We start from the raw sequence: 22,734 nt of genomic DNA on the forward strand, positions 1-22,734 counted from the left end.
CGCCAGGCTGAAGCAATGGATCACCGATCTCAGCAACTTAGCGCGCCTGTCTGCTCTTTCAGTCAACTGCTGTCTTCCACGCGCCGGGGCGCCCGGCTCGCCCGGCTGCTCGCCGTGACCGAACTCCACGCGTGGAACGCTCCACAAGGCATCACTGAGCGTGCGGAGCTTGTCGTGGCAGAGCTCGCCGCCAACGCCGCGCTTCATGGCCGCGTGCCGGGCCGCAGCTTCCGGCTCACGCTCGCCTTCGACCCGTCGGCCGACCGCCTCCGCGTGGAAGTCACCGACGCACGCGGAGACCTATGGCCGCGGCTGCCTCCGACGGACGCGGAGCCCGGCGCGCTCCGCACCGAAGGCCGCGGCCTGTTGCTCGTCTCCGCCCTCGCCGACCACTGGGACACCGTGTCCTACCCGCCGAGCGGCAAGACCGTCCGAGCCGTGCTGTCGCGCGGCCTGACGCCCTGAACGAGCTGGAAACCTCCGAACTGGCATCGATTGACAGTGTCAACAGGTAGAGTGTGTGGTGTTCACGTCGGCCTCGCCCTATCTGGAAGGTCACCCATGCCGCAGTCCGAACGACTCCCCGGCGCACCGGAGTTCCGCTTCGAGCATCCCAAGGGCGGAGGCGAGGCGCGCGGGCATCTGCTCACCGAGTTCGGCGGCAACGGCACCCACAAGTTTCTCCTGCGGGAGGGCTCTGCGGTGGCGGCCGAGGCATGGCCGGGGCTCGGCGACCACGCCCGCCGCCTCCGGGCCGAGCTGCGGGCGGACGGAACGTTCACCGACCCGCCCGACGGTCCCGACCAGTCGCAGGCACCGCCGCGCTGGGTGGCCACGCGGGACATCGAGTGCAACTCCTCGTCGGCCGCGGCCGCACTCGTCTGCGGGTACAACGCCTCCGGGCCCGAACTCTGGCGAACGGTCGAGGGGTATCCGCTCAACGACTACCTGTCGACCGGCTGGAGGCAGCCCCGCAAGGCGTGGCTCGTGCGGGGCTCCAACGTCTCCGGGCACAACCTGGTGCGACAGCTCTGGCTGCGCGAGGGCCTCGTCTCGCTGTCCGGCGGGCATCTGCCGCCGCTGGAGGAGGCCGATCCGACGAAGAGCGCGCTGCGCCGGTTCGTGGAGTCCGGGTACGAGGGCGCGGCCTCGTACAACCAGAAGCAGGGCCTCGTCGACGAACTGCACGCCTTCCTCACCCAGATGCGCGTCGGCGACACGGTGGCCACCATCGGCGACGGCCGGCTGCACATCGGGCAGCTCGCCGGCGAGGCCGCACAGATCTCCTCGCCGGGCGGGCTGTCCAATCTGCGGCGGACGGTGGACTGGTCGCCAAGGAGTCACGCCTACGAGGAACTGCCCGAGGAAGTGCAGCAGCGGCTCTCGGTCCAGCATGACGTCGTCGATCTGACCGCCGTCCTGGACGCGCTGGACGGCCTCACCGGGCGCCCGGAACAGTCCAGCTCCTCGGCGAGCGACGACTCCGAACGGTTCTGGGCCGACGAGCGGCCGTCGCAGCGGGAGTTGTACCTGCCGCCCGTCACCGATGCCCTCGCCGACCGGCTGCTCGTCCACGACCGTGCCTGGCTGGACGAGATAAGGGAACTCCTCGTCGACGAGAAGCAGCTGGTGTTCTACGGTCCGCCGGGCACCGGCAAGACGTATTTGGCGATGAAGCTGGCCGAGCACTTCGGCGGCGGCCCGGAACAGGTCAAGATCGTGCAGTTCCATCCCTCCTACTCCTACGAGGACTTCTTCGAGGGTTTCCGGCCGGTGGAGGACCCGGAGACGCGGGAGGTGGCCTTCCGGCTGACGGCCGGCCCGCTGCGGGAGCTCGCCGACCTCGCGTCCCGCGAGGGCAACCGGCACATCCCGCACTTCCTGATCATCGACGAGATCAACCGCGCCAATCTGGCCAAGGTCTTCGGCGAGCTGTACTTCCTGCTGGAGTACCGGACCAGGTCCGTGCGGCTCACCTATTCCGCGGACGACTTCGCCCTGCCGTCGAACCTGTTCGTCATCGGCACGATGAACACGGCCGACCGGTCGATCGCGCTGGTGGACGCGGCGATGCGGCGCCGCTTCGCGTTCGTGGAGCTGTCCCCGCGCACCGAGCCGACCGCCGGGCTGCTCGCCCGCTGGCTCAAGCGTGCGGGCAAGGATCCGGAGCCCGCCCGGCTGCTGGACGCGCTCAACGCCCTGATCGACGAGACCGACTTCGCCATCGGGCCCTCCTACCTGATGAAACCCGGCGTGTATCGCGACGGGGGCCTCCACCGGACCTGGCGCACGAAACTGCTGCCGCTGCTGGAGGAGCACCACTACGGCGAGGGCCTCGATGTCGCCGCCCGCTACGGCCTCGACGCGCTGCGCGAGCAACTCCGGTGACCGTGCCCGCACCCGTCCCAGTCCCCGCACCCGTCCCCGAAGTGACACTCCGCGAGTACGGGCCCGCCGTCTCCGTGCCGCTGGAAACCGAGGCGGGGCGGGCGCTGGCGGCCTCCGGCATCCTGGAGAGGGCGACGCCCGATCCGGGCCGGGAGGGGCATTGGCTGCTGCGGGCGGGCAGCAGGGTCGGCGCCGTCCGGACACTCGGCGGTCCGGTGGTGCGGATCATGCCGAAGACCCCCGTGAGCCGGCTGTTCTTCCTCCTCGGCTTCAGCCTCGACCCCGCCCGGGCCTGGCGCGACAGCAGGGAGGGCACCGTCGATGTCGGCCCGTACGACGAGGTGGTTCCCGCGCTCGCGCACGCCGTGGAACGGCAGCTCGACGCGGCGCTGCGGCGGGGCGTTCTCCAGGGCTACCGGGAAGTGGCGGAATCCGCCCTGGTGATGCGCGGGCGGCTGCGCGCGTCCGAGCAGATCCGGCGGCACCACGGCCGCACCCCGCCCGTGGAGATCGCCTACGACGCGTACACCGCCGACACCGCCGAGAACCGCATCCTGCGCGCCGCCACCGAGCGGCTGCTGCGGCTGCCGGGCGTTCCCGGGCCCGTCCGGCGGCGGCTCGCCCACCAGCGCGTCCGCCTCGCCGACGCGCTGCCCCTGGTGCGGGGGCAGGGACTCCCGCGCTGGCAGCCCTCGCGGCTGAACACCCGATATCAGCCCGCGCTCCGGCTCGCCGAAGCCGTCCTGCGCGGTTCGTCGCCGGAACACCGCCCCGCCGGGTCCGATCCGCTGGCCGTGGACGGGTTCCTGCTCGACATGAACAAGCTGTTCGAGGACTTCGTGACCGTGGCGCTGCGGGAGGCGCTGCGGGAGCGGGGCCTCACCGCGCGCCTCCAGGATCCGCACCACCTGGACAGGGCGGGTCTCGTACGGATGCGTCCGGATCTGGTGGTGCGCGGTGGCGACGGCCGCGCACCGGTTGCGGTGGTGGACGCCAAGTACAAGGTCGAGAAGGCCGACGGATTCCCCAACGCCGACCTGTACCAGGCGCTCGCGTACGCCACCGTGCTCGGACTGCGCGAGGCGCACCTGGTGTACGCGGCCGGCGAGCAGCCGGAACGCTGCCACGAGGTGCGCGGCTCGGCGCCGGACCCGCACGGGCGGGGTGTGCGGTTGTACCAGCACAGCCTCGACCTCTCCAGGGAACCCGCGCGGCTCCTCTCCGGGTTCCGGGAGATCGCCGAGCGGATGGCCGCAGTCACCGCGATGTCGCCACGATGAGAACATCTCAGACCGAAAGGGAGATTCCGAATGCCCCAGCTCGCGTTCGCCCAGAGCTTCTGGGACGGTTACGAGACCCTGGAGAAGCCGATCCGCGCCGGAGTGCGCAAGGCCATGGAGAAATTCCAAGCCCTGAGCGTCGCCGAGCTGAACGCCGACAAGGGACTGCATCTGGAGTCCGTCAAAGACGCCCGTGACGCACGGATGCGCACCATTCGCATCACCGACTTCTGGCGGGGCGTCGTCCTCGCCCCCGACGACGGCAGCACCGTGTTCCTCCTGGTCAATGTGCTGCCGCACGACGACGCCTACAGCTGGGCGGCAAAGCGCCTGTACAGCGCGAACTCCGCGACCCGCGCTCTCGAAGTGCGCAACGCCGCCGCCCTGGACGAGCTGACGCCGCGGTACGAGACAGTCGCCCGAACGGCGCCCCGGCTGCTGTTCGCGGACCTCTCCGACGGCACCCTGCGCGGACTCGGCATCGACGACCAGGTGCTGCGTGCCGCCCGATCCCTGGTGGACAAGGCCCAACTGGAAGCGTTCGCCACGCTGCTGCCGGAGGACCAACTGGAGGTGCTGCAGTACCTCGCCGAGGGCTTCGGACCGGAAGAGGTCTACCGGGACGTCGTCGCTGTCCGCCGGCCCGCGGAAGCGCCCGCCGAGCCGGTCGAGGACCTGGCCACCGTCCTGGCCAACACCCCGGCGCGTGTCCGCCTGGTGACCGGGCCGGGGGAGCTGGAGGACGCCCTGGAGAAGCCGTTCGCGGCGTGGCGGGTCTTTCTCCACCCGTCCCAGCGGCGCGTCGCCTACCGCACCTCGTACAGCGGTCCCGTCCAGGTCTCCGGAGGGCCCGGCACGGGCAAGACCGTGGCGGCCCTGCACCGGGTCAAGCACCTGCTCGGCCGCTCGGAGGACGGCCGCGTGCTGCTCACCACCTACACCAACGCCCTCGCCGCCGGGCTGCGCGAGATGCTCGGGCTGCTCCTGGACGGCGACGAGGATCTCCTCGCACGGGTCGACGTGACCACGGTCGACGCCTATGCCAACAGCATCGTGCGCGCCGAGTCGAAGCAGCTGCCCAAGCCGCTCGGGGACCGGGAGCAGCGGCAGCTGTGGGAAAAGGTCGTCAAGCAGCTCGGGCTGCGGTTCACCGCACAGTTCCTGGCCCAGGAGTACCGGCACGTCGTACTCGGTCAGAACCTCCGCGACCTCGACGCCTACCTCGGTGCAGGCCGCCGGGGTCGCGGCGTCGGCCTCGGCCCCGCGCGCCGCCGGGAGGTGTGGGCGGGGGTGGAAAGGTTCGAGCAGTTGCTGCGAGACCGCGGCGAGACCACCTACCTGCGGGTGTGCGCGCGTGCGGCGGAGTTCCTCACCGCCGCGCCGGGCCCCTACGCCCACGTCGTCGTCGACGAGGCCCAGGACCTGCACCCGGCGCAGTGGCGTGTGCTGCGCGCCGCCGTCCCGCACGGCCCGGACGATCTGTTCGTCACCGGCGATCCCCATCAGCGCATTTACGACTCCCGGGTTTCGCTCGGCTCGCTGGGCGTCGCCACCGCCGGCCGCAGCTTCCGGCTGCGCGTCAACTACCGGTCCACCGAGGAGATCCTGGCCTGGTCGGCGCGGCTCCTGGCCCCGGTGACGGTCGACGCGCTCGAAGGCGAGGGCACGGACTCGCTGGCCGGGTACCGCTCCCTGCTGCGCGGGCGGCGCCCGGAGCAGCAGGGATACGTGAATCGTCACGACGAGGCGGCAGCCCTGGTGGAGCGGGTGCAGACGCTGCTCGCCGAGGGCGTCAAGCCCCATGAGATCGGTGTGTGCGCCCGCTTCAACCTCTCGCTGGACGCGGCGGAGGAGAAGTTGACGGCCGCCGAGGTGCCGGTGCTGCGTGTGAAAGGACAGTCCTCGCAGCGGGCCGAGGGTGTGCGGCTGGCGACGATGCACGCGATGAAGGGCCTGGAGTTCCGCGCGGTGTCCGTCCTCGGCGTCAACGACGGCGCGGTCCCCTTCGCGCGGGAGATCACCCCGCGCGAGGCGGACCCGCTGCAGCACGAGGCGGACCTGCTCCGCGAGCGCTGCCTCCTCTTCGTCGCCTGCACCCGAGCGCGCGAGGCGCTGAGTGTGACGTGGAGCGGAGAGCCGAGCCCGTTCATACCGAACGCGGCCTGACCGGTCACCTGGCAGAAGCCGGTGCGGGGCACCCGCCGAGGTGCCCCGCACCGGCCTCTCACTCCTCCGGAGCCAGGGCTCCCGTGCCCAGGCCGTCCCGGGCGATCTCGGCGAGCTGCCGGCTCAGCTCGTCGACCCTGCGCATTCCCTCCTCGAACGCGGACAGGGCCCGGAAGGCGGAGCCGTACCGGCGCTGCTCGTCGATGCCCATGCGCGGAATCCGTGCGCCCTTGACGTCGATGCGGTAGGTCCCGCTGGCGCTCGTGGCCCGCCGGGCATTCGCGGAGCTGCGCAGAAACCCCTGCAGATAGTCGGTGTCGAGCTGCTCGCTGGCCGAGACGGGTTCCGTGTCCTCGTACGCGACGAGTCCGGCGCGGGCAAGGTCGGCGACGCTGGTGGTGGCGCCGTCCAGGGATCCCGGCCCCTCGCCGGGCACGAGCTGGGGCAGGAGGACGGCGAGCCGGCGGATCTGGCCGTCCAGTTCCGCACGGAGCGCGGTGTACTCACCGGGATAGTCCCGGTGCCTGGAGCGGAGATGACTGCCGGGAGTGAGGTCGACGACGTCGTCGAGGAGTTCGATCGGCGGAACCTCGACCACTTGGTCGGGGCGCGGATCGAGGTCGGCCTCCGGGCTGTTGCCGGTCAGATCCACCATCCGCACGGTGTCGTTCGCCTCGGCGTTCTTCGCGTTCTCAGGACGCCGCAGACACCACAGATGAACCGGAAGCGCGTGCGAGGTCGCCGTCCCAGGTGGCAGAGCGACCACTTGGCGCACGATGCCCCGACGGACGAGCTCGGCCCGGATGCGGCGGCCCGCCTTCCGATAGGCGACCGAAGCCGGCATCACCATGACGACCTGGCCACCGGGCACGGTATGCGCGTAGGCGTGCTGGAGCCAGGCGAGTTCACCCTCGGCCTTGGACGGGGTCCCGAGCTCCCAGCGGGCATCGAGCAGCAATTCCTCCCGGCCCCACTCGGTCACCCCAGCAGGCGGATCGCAGACCACCAGATCCGCCTTGAGATCGGGCCAGCCGTCCGCGCGCAGGGAGTCGCCCGTCACGATGTGCACATCCGACCGCCCCAGAGTCCCGGCGCGGAGCTGCGCGAAGCGGGCACTGTCCGCATCCACCTCCTGGCCGCGACAGCGCATTCCCGCCTCGGACGCGACGGACAGCAGCAGCACCCCGATCCCGCAGGCGGGATCGAAAACCGTGGCGCGGGGCGGCAGCCGGGGAGCGAAGTGACACACGGCCTGCACCACGCGCTGCGGGGTCACCTGGTCGGATCCCGCCCGCCGAGCGGAGTCCATGAACCGCTCGGTCAGTCCGTGCACCAGCTCGACAGGCGTCTCGGTCCGGGCCAGCGCCTGCACACGGGGGGCGACCTCCTCAGGAAGGCTCTTCCAGTTCCGTCGTGCCAGCGCCCCGGCCACCTCGGCCATCCCGGCGACCATCTGCTCCCCGTACACGGCCCGCATGGCCTGCCACAACTCGACTTCAGGCGTGACCTCCTGGCCTTTGCGCTGCTTGTCCAGCCATTCCTGAACTTCGGCAAGTGCGTAGACCGGGCTGTTGGCGGCACCTCCCGAAGGAGCGGGGAAGTCGTCGTAGCGCCGACGCCAGTTGGAGACAGCGGCCCGCGTCACTCCGGCCAGCCGCGCGATCTCGGAACCGGTCACCAGGGGGCCGACCGATGAAGCGCCATTGTCCGTCATCCTCCCAGCGTACACGGGGGAACGGCAGCACAGAAGAGGAACTCACGTTGACAACGTACACAGGTGAATGTCAGTCTGCCACGTGTACAAAGAGCGCGAGGTTCCGCTCAAAGTCCTCGCCGCTGCTCCCAGCACATCAAGCACCCGCTCGTCACTCCATCCGCGATCCCCGGAGGCGGCCCCTTGGCACCGAACACCGCAGTACGCACCGTCTACCGGCTGACCGGCGTCCCTCCGACCTCGGCCGGGATGCTGGATGCGCTCGACTCCGGACTTCTGGACGAGCACGGTGCCACCCCGCATGTTCCTGTGGTGCTCGGAGTCCCTGCCGTCTACCTCACCTGCGGGATGGAGAACGCCAAGGCTCCGTGGTGTGAACCCATGTCGCGCACCACCGGCATCACGGTCACCGAGAGCGTCCGCCGCACCGCGGCCCTGCTCCTGCTGGCCGTCGACGGCACGGTGTACGCCATCGGCTGCGACCAGGGGTACCGAATGATCCCCGAGCGCCTCAAGGACAAGCGCTTCGGGCTGTCCTTCGCCATCCGGCAGATGGACCCCGACATGATCCGTGGAGCCGTCTCGAAGTCGCTCGGCCGGGCACGCACCGACATCTCCCTCGTTCCCGGCGGCGCCCCGGTCCCGCTGCTCGGCATTCGCGACCACTCGCGCATCGTCCGCAGCCTGGGCGGATACCTCGACGACCTGCCGCTGACCCGGTCGCGGTACGCACACGGAAAGCCGGTCAGCGCCCAGGGCGGCTGCGGGCTGCGGATCGCCCTCGGCATTGCCCCCGAGGCGCTGGTCGCCGACCTGCGGACCATCGCCCGGATCTGCCACGAGGACATTCCGCACCAGGAACTGGAGTTCATCGATCACGTCGTACCGGTCAGCGATGCAGCGACGCTGGGCACCCTCGAACAGGCCCTCGACAATCAGCTGGGGAACTCGCCCGACGGCAGCATCTCCTTCTCGGTACCCGCCGAGCACCACGCGGCGCACGCGGAAGCCACCGTCTGCCTCACGCAGATCAACAGCACGGGCAGCTACCGCTCCGAGGACTTCGACCTCGGATACGTGCTCACCAGGGCCCGCCTCGCGCCGCCCGGCGGACGCCTGAAGGCGCTGCGGGAGGGAACCGTGACGCTGGCCAGGGACCGCCGGGCCGGGGCCGTCGACAAGCTCGCCGTCACGCAGGCGCTCAACTGGCTGGAGACCGGGATCTCCGTCGGCTCCCACCGGTTCTTCCTCATGGACGGGGAGTGGTACGAGGCAGGCACTGCCTACGTGGAGGAGTGCCAGGCCGCCGTGCGGGAGCTCCTGACCTCCACTCCGTCGGTGACACTTCCCGCCTGGGCGGAGGGGGAGTCCGAGAACACCTACAACAAGCGGGTCGCCGACAGCGAGCCCGGCTGGCTCTGTCTCGACACCAGGAACGTCGCCAATCCGCTGCGCCCCAGGGACCAGGTCGAGATCTGCGACCTGCTGTTGCCCGACGGCACCCTGGTTCTCGTGAAGCGTGCGAACAGCTCGGCTCCGCTGAGCCATCTCTTCAGCCAGGCGCGCGTCGCCGTCGAACTGCTCCAGGAGTCCGCAAGGGTGCGCGGAGACTTCGTGGCGAAGGTTGCCCAGTTGAGCGAGGGACCGTGTCCGTTGCCCGAGGACTTCACGCCCAAGCGCGTCGTCCTCGCCGTCCTTCTGAAGAATCACGAGAAGCTGACGCCCGACTCCGTCTTCGGGTTCTCCCAGATCACGATCGCCCAGACGGCGAAGGCCCTGGCGGCGCGTGGGGTGACGGTCGAGGTCATCGGTATCCCGAAGACCTTGCGGGTGAACGCCCCCGATGCTCCCGTGTGCCGTAAGACCGTGGCGGCGGTTTCCGGCTGAAGCCCCTCTGCTGCGAACGGAGAAGAGCGCGTAGCAGTGGGCCTTCCGCCCAAGCCGCGTAGTTCCCGGCGGCGTGAGGTCGGGACGGGCGCCACGTCACCACTCGGATGATCCCGCGTCAACGGTTCCTCGTGCCAGTGGCGTCGGCCGACTGTGGCACAGGCCGCGCAGGAGTGCGGCGGCGGCCAACTGGAGCGCCGCGATCAGTAGGAGCAGGGACGGGGGCGGCAGCGGTGCGAGGGCACCGACCAGCGCGGTCCCGGCAGCACCCGCGGTCAGCTTGAGCCCCGCGCCGAGTGTGAAGACCTGGGCGCGGGTTCCTTCAGGGGCGTGGACGGCGCGGAGGCGCAACGTGGCGGACAGCAACGGGCCCTCGCCCAGCCCTGCGCACAGGAACAGCACGGCCGTCCACAGGAGGGACGGGGTGAGGGAGGCGCCCGCCAGCCCGGCGGCCGTCACCAGCAGTCCGAGGCGCGCCGAGCGGGCCGGGCGGGGCGCGCCGGGCCATCGTGCCGCCACGAGGGACCCGGCGAGCCCTCCGACGGCGAACGCCGTCATCAGCAGTCCGCCGCCGTCGGACGCACCCCGGGCCTGGGCGAGCAGCACGGCGGTGACGGGGAGCGCACCGGCGCCGAGGAAGGCTACGCAGGTCGCGAGGGTGAGGGTGGCGAGTTGCGGAGTGCGCCGCAGGACGCGGAAGCCGGTGCCGAGTTCGCGGATCCGGAACCGGTGGGCCGGGAGAGGTGGCAGGTCGGCCGCGCGCAGCCGCAGCGTTGCGCACAGGAGGGCCGCGCAGCCCGCCGAGATCGCGAGCAGCACCGTGGCCAGGGCCGCTGAGGACAGGGCGGCCGTGGCGGCGACGGCAGCCGGTGCGGTGACGGCTGCGGCGTTGTAGGTGGCCGCGTCGTAGGCGTAACTGCGGTCGCGGACGCGGCTGGTGCGGCCTCCGGTCGGGTCTTCGGCTCCGCCGGTGCGGTCGCCGTCGCCGGGACTGCCCGGGGCCGTACGGCCCCGGCTGCCGTCGCCGCCCTCGGTGCCTGCGCTGTGCACGCGCGTCTCGGCGAGGAGGCTGGAGAGGCCGCCGGTGACGAGCGGGCCGACGCTGCCTCCGGCGAGGGCGACGGCGAGGGTGAGCGGCAAAGGTGTCCGCCCTGTCGTCAGTGCCAACAAGGCGAGCGCCGTGCCGAGGAGGGCGAGTGCGTACCCGTGCAGCAGGCGCGGGGTGCGGGTCCGTTCGGCCAGCACGCCGGCGAGCGGGGCGGCGAGTGCGTGCGGGGCCAGCCAGGCTGCGAGGACGAATCCGCCCAGCGCCGGGCGGCCCGTCCGCTCCGCGGCCAGCAGAGCAAGCGCGACGCCGACCCCTTCGTCGGCGAATCGCGCCAGGAAGGCCGTGGCCAGATACGTCCTCAGCAACGCTGCTGCTCCCCTCCCCCGGTGCGGGCGGCCTGTGGCACAGGGCCTCGCACGGCGCGTCCGGTGGTCCCGGTGGTCTGTCGGCGCCGTATGCCGAACCGATCGCCAAGTAACGGCTTCACCGTATAATGCGTTACATGAAGGAGCATGGCGAGCCGCGGGACGGATTCCGGCCCGGTGAGCGGCTGATCGACCTCGCGAACGCGGTACGGGAGGATCCCGCGCTCCCCCGCGACGCGATGGCGGCCCTCCTGCGGCGGCACGGCGAGTCGGAGGAGGAGCTGCGCAGCCTCACGGACGACGAGGCAGCCGCACTGCGCCGCGCGGTGGTGGAGCTGACGGAACGGGTACTGGCCGAGACCGGTACCGACCGTGCGGCCGAGGCGCTCAACGCGCTGCTGGAGCGCTGCGCGGCCCGCCCCCGGCTGAGCAGGCACGACGGCCACGCCTGGCATCTGCACGTCGACCGGGGCGACGACGCGAGCTGGGCGGACTGGTTCACGGCGGCGGCGGCGCTGGCGCTGGCCCGGCTGCTGAGCGAGCAGGGCGGCACCGCCTGGGGCGAGTGCGCGGCACCGGGCTGCCGGCGGCTCTACTTGGGCGGCGGGCCCGGTGCGCCGCGCCGCTACTGTTCCCGCCCGTGCGCCACCCGCACCCGGGTCGCGGCGCACCGGCACCGACAACGCGGCGGGCAGCCGGCCGGGCCGGGCGGCCGGGAGCCGGCCGGGCCGGGCGGCTGACACCGCCCCACGACCCGGCCGTCCCGCGACCTCGCGTCTCCAGGGTCAGGGCAGCACCCCGGGTCAGGGCAGCACCGCGAAGCCGTCCAATTCGATCCGGGCCGCCTCGTCCCACAGCCGTACCGCGCCGATGACCGCCATCGCGGGGTAGTCGCGTCCGGCCAGCTCCTGCCAGATCCGGCCCAGCTCGGCGGCGTGCGCACGGTATTCGGGAACGTCCGTGGTGTAGACGGTGACGCGGGCCAGGTCCGCCGGAGTGCCGCCGCACGCGGCCAGGGCGGCCAGCAGGTTGCCGAGCGCGGTGCGGAACTGGTCGGGGAGGGTGTGCGCGGCGACGTGGCCCGCGCTGTCCAGCGCGGTCTGGCCCGCCAGGAAGACCAGCCGCGAACCGGTGGCCGTCACGGCGTGCGAGAAGCCGCTCGGCGGAGCGAGTTCCGCGGGGTTGACCCGGTGCAGGGCGCTGCCGCCTGCGGGTTCGGGGTTCACAGGTGCTCCTCCCCCGCCTCGTCCGCGGCCCGGCCGGCGGCGGCACCCGGCGGATCGTGCCGAACGGCCTCCCCCGCACCGACGGCAGGTCCCTCCTCCGCACCGGCCCCGCCCGAAGCCGCGTCCCGCGCATCGGAGCACCCCTCGGAGCGCTCGGATCGCTCCCTGTACAACTCCTTGGCGATCAGGGAGCGCTGGACCTCGCTGGCGCCCTCGTAGATGCGCGGCGCCCGTACCTCGCGGTAGAGGTGTTCGAGCAGGTGGCCCCGCTGGAGGGCGGCGGCTCCGTGGATCTGGACGGCCGCGTCCACCACGTCCTGCGCGGTCTCGGTCGCCAGCAGCTTGGCCATGGCGGAGCGGCGCGCCAGGTCCGCGCCCGCGCCGTCGCTGCCGTCGTAGGCGCAGGCGGCGGCGTACACCAGCAGCCGCGCCGCCTCGGTCCGGGTGGCCATCTCCGCCAGCCGGTGCGAGACCGACTGCAGGTCGCGCAACGTGCCGCCGAACGCGGCGCGGCCGTCGGCGTGTTCGAGCGAGGCGTCCAGCGCGGCCTGGGCCATGCCGACGGCGAAGGCGCCGACGCTGGGCCGGAACAGGTTGAGGGTGCGCATGGCGACGCGGAATCCGGCGCCCGGCGTGCCGAGGAGGTCGGCCCGGGTGACGGGGACGGCGTCGAAGGTGAGGGTGCCCAGGGCGTGCGGGGCGAGCATGTCCAGGGGTTCGCCGTGCAGTCCGGGCCGGTCGGCGGGGACGAGGAACGCGGTCACGCCGCGGGCTCCGGGGGCCTCGCCGGTGCGGGCGAAGACCGTGTAGAAGTCGGCCCAGGGCGCGTTGGAGATCCAGGTCTTGGTGCCGGTCAGCCGCCAGCCCTCCGGGCTGCCGGCCGGGTCGTCGGCGCGGGTGCCGCCGTCCGGTTCCGCGTGCAGTGCCAGCGCTGCCGCGTCGCTGCCCGCGCCGGGCTCGCTCAGCGCGAAGGCCGCGACTGCCCGGCCCGCGGCGACGGCGGGCAGCCAGCGGGCCCGCTGCTCGGCTGTCCCGGCGTCGGCGACTGGTCCCGCGCCCAGTCCCTGGAGGGCGAGCGCCGTCTCGGCCTGCGGGCAGGAGTAGGCCAGCGACTCGCGCAGCAGGCACAGGTCGAGCGCGCTGACCCGGCGCCACGGAGGCGCCGCGGGGACGGCGCGGGCGAGCAGTCCCAGTGTGCCCAGTTCGCGGAGCAGGGGGCGGTCGACGCGGCCGTCCTCGCACCGCGCTGCGAGTGGGGCGAGCTGTTCTCCGAGTGTGCGCAGCCGCGCGCACCAGGCGCGCTGCTGCGGGGTGAGTGCGAAGGCGGTGGTCATGGCGGCTCCCCTCGGCCGTGGCCCGGTGCGGGGGTTCCGCGCGGACCGGTTCCTGTACTGTCGCCGACTCCCTGTCTATCGCGGACCATTGACTGCCGTCACCAACACGTTACGCTCGACGCCACGCGCCGGACCGGCGCCGCCGGCGGTCGCGGGCCGCCGGCCGAGTTCGGAGGACCGCCCGCGAGGGGGTAGCCGTGATGGATCCGACTCCGTCCGCGCACGTCGACACCTTCGCCCGGGACCATCTGCCGCCGCCCGACCAGTGGCCCGTGCTGCTGCTGGACGACCCGGCCCTGGCCTGTCCCGCGCGGCTCAACTGCGGTGCCGAACTGCTGGACGGGACCATCGAGCGGCTGGGAGCCGACCGGCCCGCCTTCCACAGCGGCGGCCTGCCCCCGGCTCCCGGCGCCGGACCCGACCGGGCACCGGCACCCCGGCGCACGTGGTCGTACGGCGAACTGCGGGCCACCGTCGACCGGCTCGCGCACGTCCTCACCGGGGACCTGGGCGTGGTGCCCGGCAACCGGGTGCTGCTGCGCGGCCCGACCAGCCCGGAGCTGGCCGCCTGCTGGCTGGCGGTGATGAAGGCGGGGGCCGTGGCGGTGACGGTCCTGGCCGCCCACCGGGCGGGCGAGTTGGCGACCGTCTGCCGGCTGGCGCGGGTCTCCCACGCGCTGTGCGACGTGCGGTCGGTGGACGAACTGGTCAAGGCCGAGGTACCGGGGCTGCGCACCGGCCTGTTCGGCGGCGGTGGCCCCGACGACGTGCTGCGGGTGGCCGCCTCCCGGCCGGACCGGTTCGAGGCGGTGCCCACCGCGGCCGACGACGTGGCGCTGATCGCCTTCACCTCCGGGACCACCGGTCGCCCGAAGGGCTGTGCGCACTTCCACCGGGACGTCCTGGCCATAGCGGACACCTTCGCCGCGCAGGTGCTGCGCCCGCACGCCGACGACGTGTTCGCCGGAACGCCGCCGCTGGGCTTCACCTTCGGGCTGGGCGGGCTGGTGGTCTTCCCGCTGCGGGTGGGTGCCTCGTCGCTGCTGGACCAGTGGGGCGGCGCGGCCCGGACGCCGGAGGCGATCGCGGCGCACCGGGTCTCGGTGCTGTTCACGGCGCCGACCGCCTACCGGGCGATGCTGGCGCGGCTGGCGGCCGAGCGCCCCGGCGATTCCGGTGCCTGCGACCTGTCGTCGCTGCGCCGCTGCGTCTCCGCCGGCGAGCATCTGCCCGCCGCGACCTGGGAGGCGTGGCGGGAGCGGACGGGGTTGCGGATCATCGACGGGATCGGGGCGACGGAACTGCTGCACATCTTCCTCTCCGCCGCCGACGACGCGATCCGGCCCGGCCGCACGGGAGTTCCGGTCCCGGGATTCCAGGCGCGCATCGTGGCGGCCGACGCGCAGGGGGCGCTGGTGCCGGTACCGGACGGCACCCCGGGGCTGCTGGCGGTCCGCGGACCGGTCGGTTGCCGCTACCTGGCCGACGAGCGGCAGCGCGGCTACGTGCGCGAGGGGTGGAACATCACCGGGGACACCTATGTACGGGACGAGGAGGGCTACTTCCGGTTCGTGGCACGCGCCGACGACATGATCATTTCCGCGGGCAACAACATCTCCGGCCCCGAGGTCGAGGAGGTGCTGCTGCGCCACCCGGAGGTGAGCGAGGTCGCCGTGGTCGGCTGCCCGGACGAGCACCGCGGGCAACTGGCCGTCGCGCACGTCGTGCTCGCCGCGGGCGGCACACCGGATGACGGGACGGCGGAGCGGCTGGCGGCGCACGTCCGTGCTGAGCTGGCCGCTTACAAGTGCCCGCGCCGGTTCGTCTTCACCCCCGAGCTGCCCCGCACTCCCACCGGCAAGCTGCAGCGCTTCCGACTGCGGGACACCCCTCCGCAGGAGGGGCCCGGCACCCGCCGGGCCTAGAGTGACGGCGTGGTTCAGAACGTGTTTCCGCAGCTCGACGAGGCCGCCCGCACCCCGCGCGGCTCGCTCCGCAAGCCCTCGCCCGGCTCCCTCGTCCTCTCCTTCTACGGCGCCTACGGGCGCGAGCCGGAGGGCGGGGGCGCCGTACCGGTCGCCGCGCTGATCCGGCTACTGGGCACCCTCGGCGTCGACGCGCCGTCGGTCCGCTCGGCGGTCTCCCGGCTGAAGCGGCGCGGACTGCTGGCCGCCGACAGACCCGGCAGCAGGGCGGCCGGATACCGCCCCTCGCCCGCTGCCGCGCAGCTCCTCGCCGACGGCGACCACCGCATCTACCACCGCCCCGAACCGGACGGCAGTTGGCTGCTGGCCGTCTTCTCCGTCCCGGAGAGCGAACGCGAGCGGCGGCACGTGCTGCGCTCCCGGCTGACCCGCCTCGGCTTCGGCACCGCCGCGCCCGGTGTGTGGATCGCGCCCGGGCACCTGGAGGCGGAGACCCGGCACGCCCTGGAGCGGCTGGAACTGGCGCCGTACGTGGACCTGTTCCGGGGCAGCCACACCGGCTTCGCGCCGACCGCCGAAGCGGTGGCCCGGTGGTGGGACCTGGAGGCCATGGCGGAGGGCCACCGCGCGTTCCTCGCCGTGCACGAGCCCGTCCTGCGCCGCTGGGAGCGCCGCAGCCGGATGCCCGCGGAGGCCGCGTACCGGGACTACCTGCTCGCGGTGGACGCCTGGCGGCGGCTCCCCTACGCCGACCCGGGCCTGCCGCCGGCGCTGCTGCCCGCGCGCTGGCCCGGCGAGCGGTCGGCGAAGGTGTTCGCCGGGCTGCACGCGAAGCTGCGCGACGCGGGGTACGCGTATGTGCGCGAGGTGTACGCGGAGACACCGGGCCGCTGAGGCGCCGGGCCGCGCCGGGGTGCCGCCGGGAACCGTCGGGCAGCGGCCGGGGCCGCACCGGGATCCGCCACGGCTCCGGGCCGCGGGCTCAGCGGCCTCCGCCGTCCCGCGGCGGCCGGTCGTCACCGGTCCACCGGTCGTCGGGCGGCAGGTCGTCCTCGGGCGGCTCGTCCCACCAGCGGTCGTCGGGCTCCCGCCGGTTGCCGACGATCACGGCGAGCGGCGGGAGGACCATGGCGACGGCGCACAGGGCGATGGCGGCGGGCACCGACCACAGCCGCACGAAGGCCCAGGCGCTGACGAACAGCACCAGGCAGATGACCATCAGCGTGAAGTACCGCCGCCGCCTCCGTGCGTACATACTTCCACCGTACGGCGGTGCGGGGGTCCCGTCAGGCGGAGCGGAGAGCGAAGCGCAGGGCGAGTTTCTCCAGCGCGTCGGCGGTGGCCTCCGGGTCGGTGAGCGGGCTCAGATGGTGTGCGGTGCGCCGCAGCACCCGGTGCCCGAGGGCTTCCACCCGCATCGCGGTCTCCTCGTAGCGGGGGCTGAGCCGCAGGTAGGCCGTGCGGGCGGGGTCCGGGTCCGGGACGGCGGCCGGGGCGGGCTCCTGGAAGTAGGCGAGCGGCAGCCGCGGGAGGCCCGCGCGGAACCGTTCGCGGAGCACCGGGTCGGGGACCGCGTCGATCAGGGCCTGCTCGGCGAAGCCGATGTCCCAGGGCGGCAGCACGCCGTCCTCGGCCAGCTCGCGCAGGCGTGCGGCCTGCTCCGGCGGGAGGGCCGCCAGCCCGCTCCGCCCCGGGAGCGGCCATGGCGCGTCCACGTAGACCGTACCGGCCACGGTGCGCGGCGGGCGGTGCCCGCGGGTGAGCAGTTCGCGGAGCGCGGGCAGCAGGGCACCCGCGGCGCTGTGCCCGGCCAGGACGACGGGGGCGGCGGGGACCGAGGGGGCGGCCAGCTGGCGGGCCACGGCGTCGAGCAGTTCCGGGTAGTAGGGTCCCGCGGCGTCGAAGACCGCGGTCAGGGAGGGAACGCTCACCGTGCGGCCCCGTACGCGCAACGCCCCGGCGACGGGTTGCCAGAACAGGTCTCCGGCCAGCGGATCATGGACCAGCACCAGTTCGGCCTGGTTCAGAGCGGGCACATTCCTCCCCTTTCCGGCTTCGGCGGGCGTGCGCGCCGGCTCGCCCGTCCGCGCCCCGGAGGCGCCTTCCCCGGAGGCGGGGGGATCGCGAACGGACCGCTCAGCCTAGCCCCGTGCGGGGCAGCGAGGCCCGGGGATTACTACATACCGCGCAGTATGAAGCGGCAGTGGCTACAGGGACAGGCGGGGCTTCGGCGCATCGGTGCGGCCGGTGGGAGGCCTGCGACTGCCCGCCCGGTACGGCTCGGGCCACGGCGCGCCGGGGCCCTCGTACTCCTGCTCGGCCGCCGCGTGCAGCGTCCAGTGCGGGTCGTACAGGTGCGGCCGGGCCAGCGCGCACAGATCGGCACGCCCCGCGAGGAGCAGGGAGTTGACGTCGTCCCAGGAGGAGACGGCTCCGACGGCGATGACCGGGATGCCCAGCCGGTTGCGGATGCGGTCCGCGAACGGGGTCTGATAGGAGCGGCCCAGCGCGGGGCGCTCCTCGGCGACGACCTGGCCGGTGGAGACGTCGATGGCGTCCGCGCCGTGCTCGGCGAAGGCGGCCGCGATCCGGACCGCGTCCTCCCCCGTGGTTCCGCCCGGCGCCCAGTCGGTGGCGGATATCCGCACCGTCATGGGGCGTTCGGCGGGCCACACCTCGCGCACCGCGTCGAAGACCTCCAGCGGGTAGCGCAGCCGCGCCGACAGCGGGCCGCCGTAGCCGTCGGTGCGCCGGTTGGTCAGCGGGGAGAGGAAGCCGGAGAGCAGATAGCCGTGTGCGCAGTGCAGCTCCAGCAGATCGAAGCCCGCGCGGGCGCCGCGCCGCGCCGCGGCGGTGAACTCCTCCCGGACGGCGGCCATCCCGGCGGGGGTCAGCTCCTGCGGGGTCTGGCTGACACCGGGGCGGTAGGGCAGCGGGGAGGCGGCGACCAGCGGCCAGTTGCCCTCGGGCAACGGCTCGTCGATGCCCTCCCACATGCGCCGGGTGGAGCCCTTGCGCCCGGAGTGGCCGAGTTGCAGACCGAGCGCGGCGGTCGGGGACTGGCTGTGCACGAAGGCGGCGATCCGCCGCCAGGCCGCCTCCTGTTCGTCGTTCCACAGCCCCGCGCAGCCCGGCGTGATGCGGCCAAGCTCCGAGACGCACACCATCTCGGTCATGGTCAGCCCGGCGCCGCCCAGGGCCCGTGCGCCCAGGTGGACGAGGTGGAAGTCGCCGGGCACGCCGTGCTCGGACCTGTACATGTCCATCGGGGAGACGACGACCCGGTTGCGCAGCTCCAGTCCGCGCAGCCCGAAGGCGGTGAACATGGGCGGGGTGCCCGGCGGGATCCCCGCCTCCCGCTCCGTCGCGGCGACGAACGCGGGGTCGCGCACCCTCAGGTTGGCGTGGGTGACGCGGCGGCTGCGGGTGAGCAGGTTGAAGGCGAACCGGTGCGGGGGCTGCGCGACATGGTCGGCCAGCTCCTCGAACCAGGTCAGACTGGCGTGCGCGGCGCGCTGGGTGGATCGCACGACCGGCTTGCGCTCGGCCTCGTAGGCGGCCAGCGCGGCGGGGAGGTCGGGCTCCTCGCGCAGGCATGCCGCGAGCGCCAGGGCGTCCTCGACGGCGAGTTTGGTTCCCGAGCCGATGGAGAAGTGCGCCGTGTGCGCGGCGTCGCCGAGCAGCACGATGTTCCCGTGCGACCAGCGCTCGTTGACGACCGTGCGGAAGGCGGTCCACCGCGAACGGTTGCCGTGCAGTGTCCGCCCGCGCAGGGTCCCGGGGAACAGCGCGGCGCACCGCTCGGCCGCGGCGCGCTCGTCCAGCCGGTCCAGCCCAGCCGCCCGCCACACTTCCTCGCGGGCCTCGACCACGGCGGTCGAGCGGTCCGGCGCATAGGAGTAGGCGTGCAGCTGGAGGATGCCGTGCGGAGTCTCGGCGATCTCGAAGCGGAAGGCGTCCGGCGCGAAGTCGGCGGCCAGCCAGATGTACCGGCAGCGGTGGGTGGTCAGCGCGGGCCGGAAGACGTCGGCGTGCGCGGCCCGGGTGGCGCTGTGCAGCCCGTCGGCGGCGACGACCAAGTCGTGGTCGCGGGCCAGTTCGGCGGCCGGGGGCGCCTGGGTGCGGAAGCGCAGCGCCACGCCGAGCCCGCGGCACCGCTCGTGCAGCACCGACAGGAGCGTGCGGCGGCCGAGCGCCGCGAAGCCGTGCCCGCCGGAGGTGAGGGTCCGGCCCCGGTGCACGACCTCGATCGCGTCCCACCGCACCAGATGTTCGCCCAGGGTGGCGAAGACGTCCGGGTCGGCGTTCTCGATCCCGCCGACGGTCTCGTCGGAGAGGACGACGCCGAAGCCGAACGTCTCGCCCGGTGCGTCGCGTTCGTAGACCGTCACCGCGCGCGCCGGGTCGAGCCGTTTGAGCAGCAGCGCGGCGTACAGTCCGCCCGGGCCGCCGCCGATGACGGCCACGCGCAGTGCCCGGTTCCCCGAGGACGGCGCCGGGTGCACCGCGGTCACGGCCTGCTCACCTGCCCCGCCAGGACGGCGGCCGCTTCTCGGTGAAGGCCGCGTGGAACTCCTGGTAGTCCTCGCCGTGCATCAGCAGCGCCTGGGTGGCGGCGTCCAGTTCGACCGCGCCGGACAGTGGGAGGTCCAGCTCGGCGGTGAGCAGCGCCTTGGTCTGTGCGTGGGCGAGCGCGGGACCGTCCGCCAGCCGCCGGGCCAGTGCGTCCGCGGCCGGTCCGGCCTCGCCCTCCTCCGCCAACTGGCTGAGCAGGCCGATCCGTTCGGCCTCCGGCGCCCGCACGGGCTCCCCCAGCATCAGGATGCGGGTGGCGTGGCCCAGCCCGACCACCCGGGGCAGCAGGTACGCCGCGCCCATGTCCCCGCCGGAGAGGCCGACGCGGGTGAAGAGGAAGGCGAACCGCGCGGTGGGGTCGGCCACCCGGAAGTCCGCCGCGAGCGCGAGTACCGCGCCCGCGCCCGCCGCCACCCCCTGGACGGCCGCCACCACGGGGAACGGCGCCTCCCGCAGGGCGCGGACGACCTGGCCGGTCATCCGGTTGAACTCCAGCAGCCGGGCGGTGTCCATCCGCAGGGTGGCGCCGATGATCTCGTCCACGTCGCCGCCCGAGCAGAAGCCGCGCCCCTCGCCCGCGAGTACGAGGGCTCGGGTGCGGTCGCGGTGGGTCAGTTCGGCGAGCAGGTCGCGGAGGTCGGCGTACGCCTCGAAGGTGAGCGCGTTCAGCTTCTCCGGCCGGTCGAGCGTCACGGTGGTGACGCCCTCCTCCTCGGCGACCCGCAGATGCCGCCATTCCTCGGTGCGCTGCGCAGATCCGGTGAACGGGCTCATCCCGCGGCCTCCGTCGCTCCGTCGGCAAACCGTCGGCCTCCCGCCAGTCGGTCGGGCCGGCCACCGCGTCGAACGTATCACTGCATTCTGACTGTCGTCACGAGTGCGCGATAGACGACACCGGGTCCCCGGCCCGCCGCGCGCACCCGGCGCCGCCACGCGTCATCCGATCGGGGGAGCGCGGAGGTGCGGGAACGGTTCACCTCGCGGGGGCAGGCATACGGTCCCCGGCATGCGAGCGGCACAGCACGGCGGCGGAGCCGCCGCCACCCTGGACGGCCGTGCGGACGGCATCGACAACCCCGCGGACGGTCCTGGCCACCCCGGCGGCGGCCCCGGCGAGCCCGGCGACACCGGCGAGCCCGGCGACGCCGCGGAGTTCTCACGCGCCCCCGCCGACGGCTCCGACGGCGGGCCGGGAGGGGCCGCACGGGCACCTGCCGTCAGCGCCCTGCACCTGTCCGCCTTCCGCGCGCTGCGCACCCGAACCGTTCCGCTGGCGCCCGTCACCGTACTGACGGGGCCCAGCGGCAGCGGCAAGTCCACCGTCCTGGAGGCGTACGAGGCGCTGGCACGACTCGGCCAGGGCAGTCCGCTGGACGAGGTCTTCGGCGCGCCGCCCGCCCCGCCCGCGGGCTCGCCCTACGTCCCGCGGACCGCCCGGCCCGACCGCCAGGGGCGGCGCGGCTTCCGGCTCGGCTGCACCGTGGCGGGCCCGTCCGGACCGCTGCGCTTCGACGTCGCCGTCCAGGCGGAACCCGAACTGCGCGTCGTGGGCGAGCGGTTGTCCGATCACGCCGGCGGGACGCTGCTCTCCACGGCGCTGCGGGACCCGGCCCGGCGCGCGGTGGCGGCCACCTGCCCGGCGGCAGGCACTCACCGGACGCTGCGGATGCCCGACGACCGGCTGACCCTGCCGCTGCTGCCGCTGCGGGTCGCCGGGACGACGCCGGAGGAGCAGGTGCTGCTGGAGGCGGTCGAGCAGGTCGTGGTCGCGCTGCGCTCGGTCTTCGCCTGTGCACCGGTGCCCACGCTGATGCGGGGGCCGGTCGCGGCCCGGGACGGGAGGCTGCGCGGCGACTGCGGCAACCTGGCGGACGTCCTGCGCCGCACCCGGGCGGAGTGCGGCACCCGGCACGCGGCCCTCCTGGCAGCGGTGCGGGAGGGCTGCGCCGGACCGGTCGCCGAGCTGCGCGCGGAACCGGCCGGGTGCGGCAGCGGGCAGGAATCGGAGCTGGTGCGGGGCGTACTGGTGCGGGACGACGGCGGGCCGGGCACACCGCTGGAGTGGCTGGGCGAGGGCGAGTTGCGGTTCACCGCGCTGGCGCTCGTCCTGCTGACCGGACCCGGGGTGCTGTCGGTGGACACGGTGCACGAGGTCCCGGCCGCGCGGCAGGCGCTCACGGTCCTGGCGGACGGCGCGGACCGGGGACTGGATGGACGGCAGGCGGCCGAACTCCTGGCGCTCGCCCGACGGATGGGAGAACGCGGTCATGTGCGGCTGCTGGCGACGAGTACCACCGGCAGCGCGCTGGCCCGGGAGGCGGGGCCGGCCGGCGGGCCGCTGCTGGTAGACCTTGGAGCGTGAACGCAGAGCACGACGACGCAGACGAGGCACGTACCGGCGACCCGGGCGGGGCCGGCGGCCACCAGGAGGCTCCCCGCACGGTCGCGGGTCTCCAACGGCGACTCGCCCGGTTCGCCGAGGCGCGGGACTGGGGGCAGTACCACACCCCCAAGAACCTGGCGGCGGCACTGAGCGTGGAGGCGGCCGAACTGGTGGAGATCTTCCAGTGGTTGACCCCGGAGCAGTCGGCGCGGGTGATGGCGGGTGCCGAAGGCGCCGCGCGGGTCGAGGACGAGGTCGCGGATGTCCTCGCGTACCTGCTCCAGTTCTGCCACGTGGTGGGGGTCGACCCCCTCGCGGCACTGGAAGCGAAGATCGAGAGGAACGAAAAGCGTTTCCCGAAGCCCGGAACCGGTCACTCTATGGAGTGAAGAACTTCGTCGCACGAGCCTTTTATCCACGAAATTCCGAAACCTCCCGGCGAA

The 22,734-nt window shown here is 73.5% G+C and carries 18 protein-coding genes; 10 read left to right on the plus strand and 8 right to left on the minus strand.

The features are described from left to right. Positions 1-15: 15 nt before the first annotated feature. From ACFYNS_RS20790 to ACFYNS_RS20805, 4 genes are all read left to right on the plus strand, one after another. On the plus strand, positions 16-465 hold the full coding sequence (locus tag ACFYNS_RS20790) for an ATP-binding protein (protein WP_388604392.1): 450 nt from the start codon (positions 16-18) through the stop codon (positions 463-465). A gap of 96 nt (positions 466-561) precedes the next feature. Then, on the plus strand, positions 562-2,388 hold the full coding sequence (locus ACFYNS_RS20795) for a DUF4357 domain-containing protein (RefSeq protein ID WP_388604394.1): 1,827 nt from the start codon (positions 562-564) through the stop codon (positions 2,386-2,388). A gap of 41 nt (positions 2,389-2,429) precedes the next feature. Continuing rightward, on the plus strand, positions 2,430-3,668 hold the full coding sequence (locus tag ACFYNS_RS20800) for an McrC family protein (protein ID WP_388604395.1): 1,239 nt from the start codon (positions 2,430-2,432) through the stop codon (positions 3,666-3,668). Positions 3,669-3,698: 30 nt separating this feature from the next. Then, positions 3,699-5,834, plus strand: a complete 2,136-nt coding sequence (locus tag ACFYNS_RS20805; protein WP_388604396.1) for a UvrD-helicase domain-containing protein — start codon at positions 3,699-3,701, stop codon at positions 5,832-5,834. Positions 5,835-5,892: 58 nt separating this feature from the next. Here the strand turns inward: ACFYNS_RS20805 and ACFYNS_RS20810 are convergent, their stop codons facing one another. Then, complete coding sequence (locus ACFYNS_RS20810; protein ID WP_388604398.1) at positions 5,893-7,548, minus strand: N-6 DNA methylase; 1,656 nt, start codon at positions 7,546-7,548, stop codon at positions 5,893-5,895. A 183-nt stretch (positions 7,549-7,731) separates the two neighbouring features. Here ACFYNS_RS20810 and ACFYNS_RS20815 point away from each other — a divergent pair, with 183 nt between their 5' ends. Next, the gene (locus ACFYNS_RS20815; protein WP_388604400.1) at positions 7,732-9,435 is read left to right on the plus strand and encodes a TIGR04141 family sporadically distributed protein; all 1,704 of its coding nucleotides are present in this window, start codon (positions 7,732-7,734) and stop codon (positions 9,433-9,435) included. Between the two features lie 96 nt (positions 9,436-9,531). Here ACFYNS_RS20815 and ACFYNS_RS20820 read toward each other — a convergent pair whose 3' ends face one another. After that, positions 9,532-10,848 (minus strand): MFS transporter, encoded by a 1,317-nt coding sequence (locus ACFYNS_RS20820; RefSeq protein ID WP_388604402.1) that lies wholly within the window; start codon positions 10,846-10,848, stop codon positions 9,532-9,534. A 137-nt stretch (positions 10,849-10,985) separates the two neighbouring features. Here ACFYNS_RS20820 and ACFYNS_RS20825 point away from each other — a divergent pair, with 137 nt between their 5' ends. After that, on the plus strand, positions 10,986-11,588 hold the full coding sequence (locus tag ACFYNS_RS20825) for a CGNR zinc finger domain-containing protein (RefSeq protein ID WP_388604404.1): 603 nt from the start codon (positions 10,986-10,988) through the stop codon (positions 11,586-11,588). A 63-nt stretch (positions 11,589-11,651) separates the two neighbouring features. On the opposite strand, the gene ACFYNS_RS20830 is transcribed toward ACFYNS_RS20825, so the two are convergent. Continuing rightward, entirely contained in the window at positions 11,652-12,074 is a 423-nt protein-coding gene (locus tag ACFYNS_RS20830; RefSeq protein ID WP_388604406.1) for a RidA family protein, read from the minus strand. Further along, positions 12,071-13,408 (minus strand): acyl-CoA dehydrogenase family protein, encoded by a 1,338-nt coding sequence (locus ACFYNS_RS20835; RefSeq protein ID WP_388604408.1) that lies wholly within the window; start codon positions 13,406-13,408, stop codon positions 12,071-12,073. Before ACFYNS_RS20835 ends, ACFYNS_RS20830 begins: the two co-directional genes overlap by 4 nt. A 200-nt stretch (positions 13,409-13,608) precedes the next feature. On the opposite strand from ACFYNS_RS20835, the gene ACFYNS_RS20840 reads away from it, so the two are divergent. Both ACFYNS_RS20840 and ACFYNS_RS20845 read left to right on the plus strand, forming a co-directional pair. Beyond that, positions 13,609-15,333 carry an AMP-binding protein gene (locus ACFYNS_RS20840; RefSeq protein WP_388604410.1) on the plus strand — a complete coding sequence of 575 codons (1,725 nt, stop codon included), beginning with the start codon at positions 13,609-13,611 and terminating at the stop codon, positions 15,331-15,333. Positions 15,334-15,354: 21 nt separating this feature from the next. Further along, entirely contained in the window at positions 15,355-16,227 is an 873-nt protein-coding gene (locus ACFYNS_RS20845) for a PaaX family transcriptional regulator C-terminal domain-containing protein (RefSeq protein WP_388604458.1), read from the plus strand. A gap of 88 nt (positions 16,228-16,315) precedes the next feature. Here the strand turns inward: ACFYNS_RS20845 and ACFYNS_RS20850 are convergent, their stop codons facing one another. The 4 genes from ACFYNS_RS20850 to ACFYNS_RS20865 all read right to left on the minus strand — a co-directional run bounded on the left by ACFYNS_RS20850 (position 16,316) and on the right by ACFYNS_RS20865 (position 20,682). After that, the gene (locus tag ACFYNS_RS20850) at positions 16,316-16,588 is read right to left on the minus strand and encodes a DUF3099 domain-containing protein (protein ID WP_360291997.1); all 273 of its coding nucleotides are present in this window, start codon (positions 16,586-16,588) and stop codon (positions 16,316-16,318) included. Between the two features lie 31 nt (positions 16,589-16,619). After that, positions 16,620-17,369, minus strand: a complete 750-nt coding sequence (locus ACFYNS_RS20855) for a hypothetical protein (RefSeq protein WP_388604412.1) — start codon at positions 17,367-17,369, stop codon at positions 16,620-16,622. 171 nt (positions 17,370-17,540) lie between these two features. Next, complete coding sequence (locus ACFYNS_RS20860; RefSeq protein WP_388604414.1) at positions 17,541-19,847, minus strand: bifunctional salicylyl-CoA 5-hydroxylase/oxidoreductase; 2,307 nt, start codon at positions 19,845-19,847, stop codon at positions 17,541-17,543. 7 nt (positions 19,848-19,854) lie between these two features. Beyond that, positions 19,855-20,682, minus strand: coding sequence for an enoyl-CoA hydratase family protein (locus ACFYNS_RS20865; RefSeq protein ID WP_360292006.1), 828 nt, complete (start codon positions 20,680-20,682; stop codon positions 19,855-19,857). A gap of 232 nt (positions 20,683-20,914) precedes the next feature. Here ACFYNS_RS20865 and ACFYNS_RS20870 point away from each other — a divergent pair, with 232 nt between their 5' ends. Both ACFYNS_RS20870 and ACFYNS_RS20875 read left to right on the plus strand, forming a co-directional pair. Then, positions 20,915-22,270: an AAA family ATPase gene (locus ACFYNS_RS20870; RefSeq protein WP_388604416.1), complete on the plus strand. Its 1,356-nt coding sequence runs from the start codon at positions 20,915-20,917 to the stop codon at positions 22,268-22,270. Beyond that, the gene (locus tag ACFYNS_RS20875) at positions 22,267-22,680 is read left to right on the plus strand and encodes a nucleotide pyrophosphohydrolase (RefSeq protein WP_360292012.1); all 414 of its coding nucleotides are present in this window, start codon (positions 22,267-22,269) and stop codon (positions 22,678-22,680) included. Before ACFYNS_RS20870 ends, ACFYNS_RS20875 begins: the two co-directional genes overlap by 4 nt. The last annotated feature ends 54 nt before the right edge of the window (positions 22,681-22,734 follow it).

Source organism: Streptomyces sp. NPDC006925, from assembly GCF_042869575.1.
GTDB lineage: Bacteria > Actinomycetota > Actinomycetes > Streptomycetales > Streptomycetaceae > Streptomyces.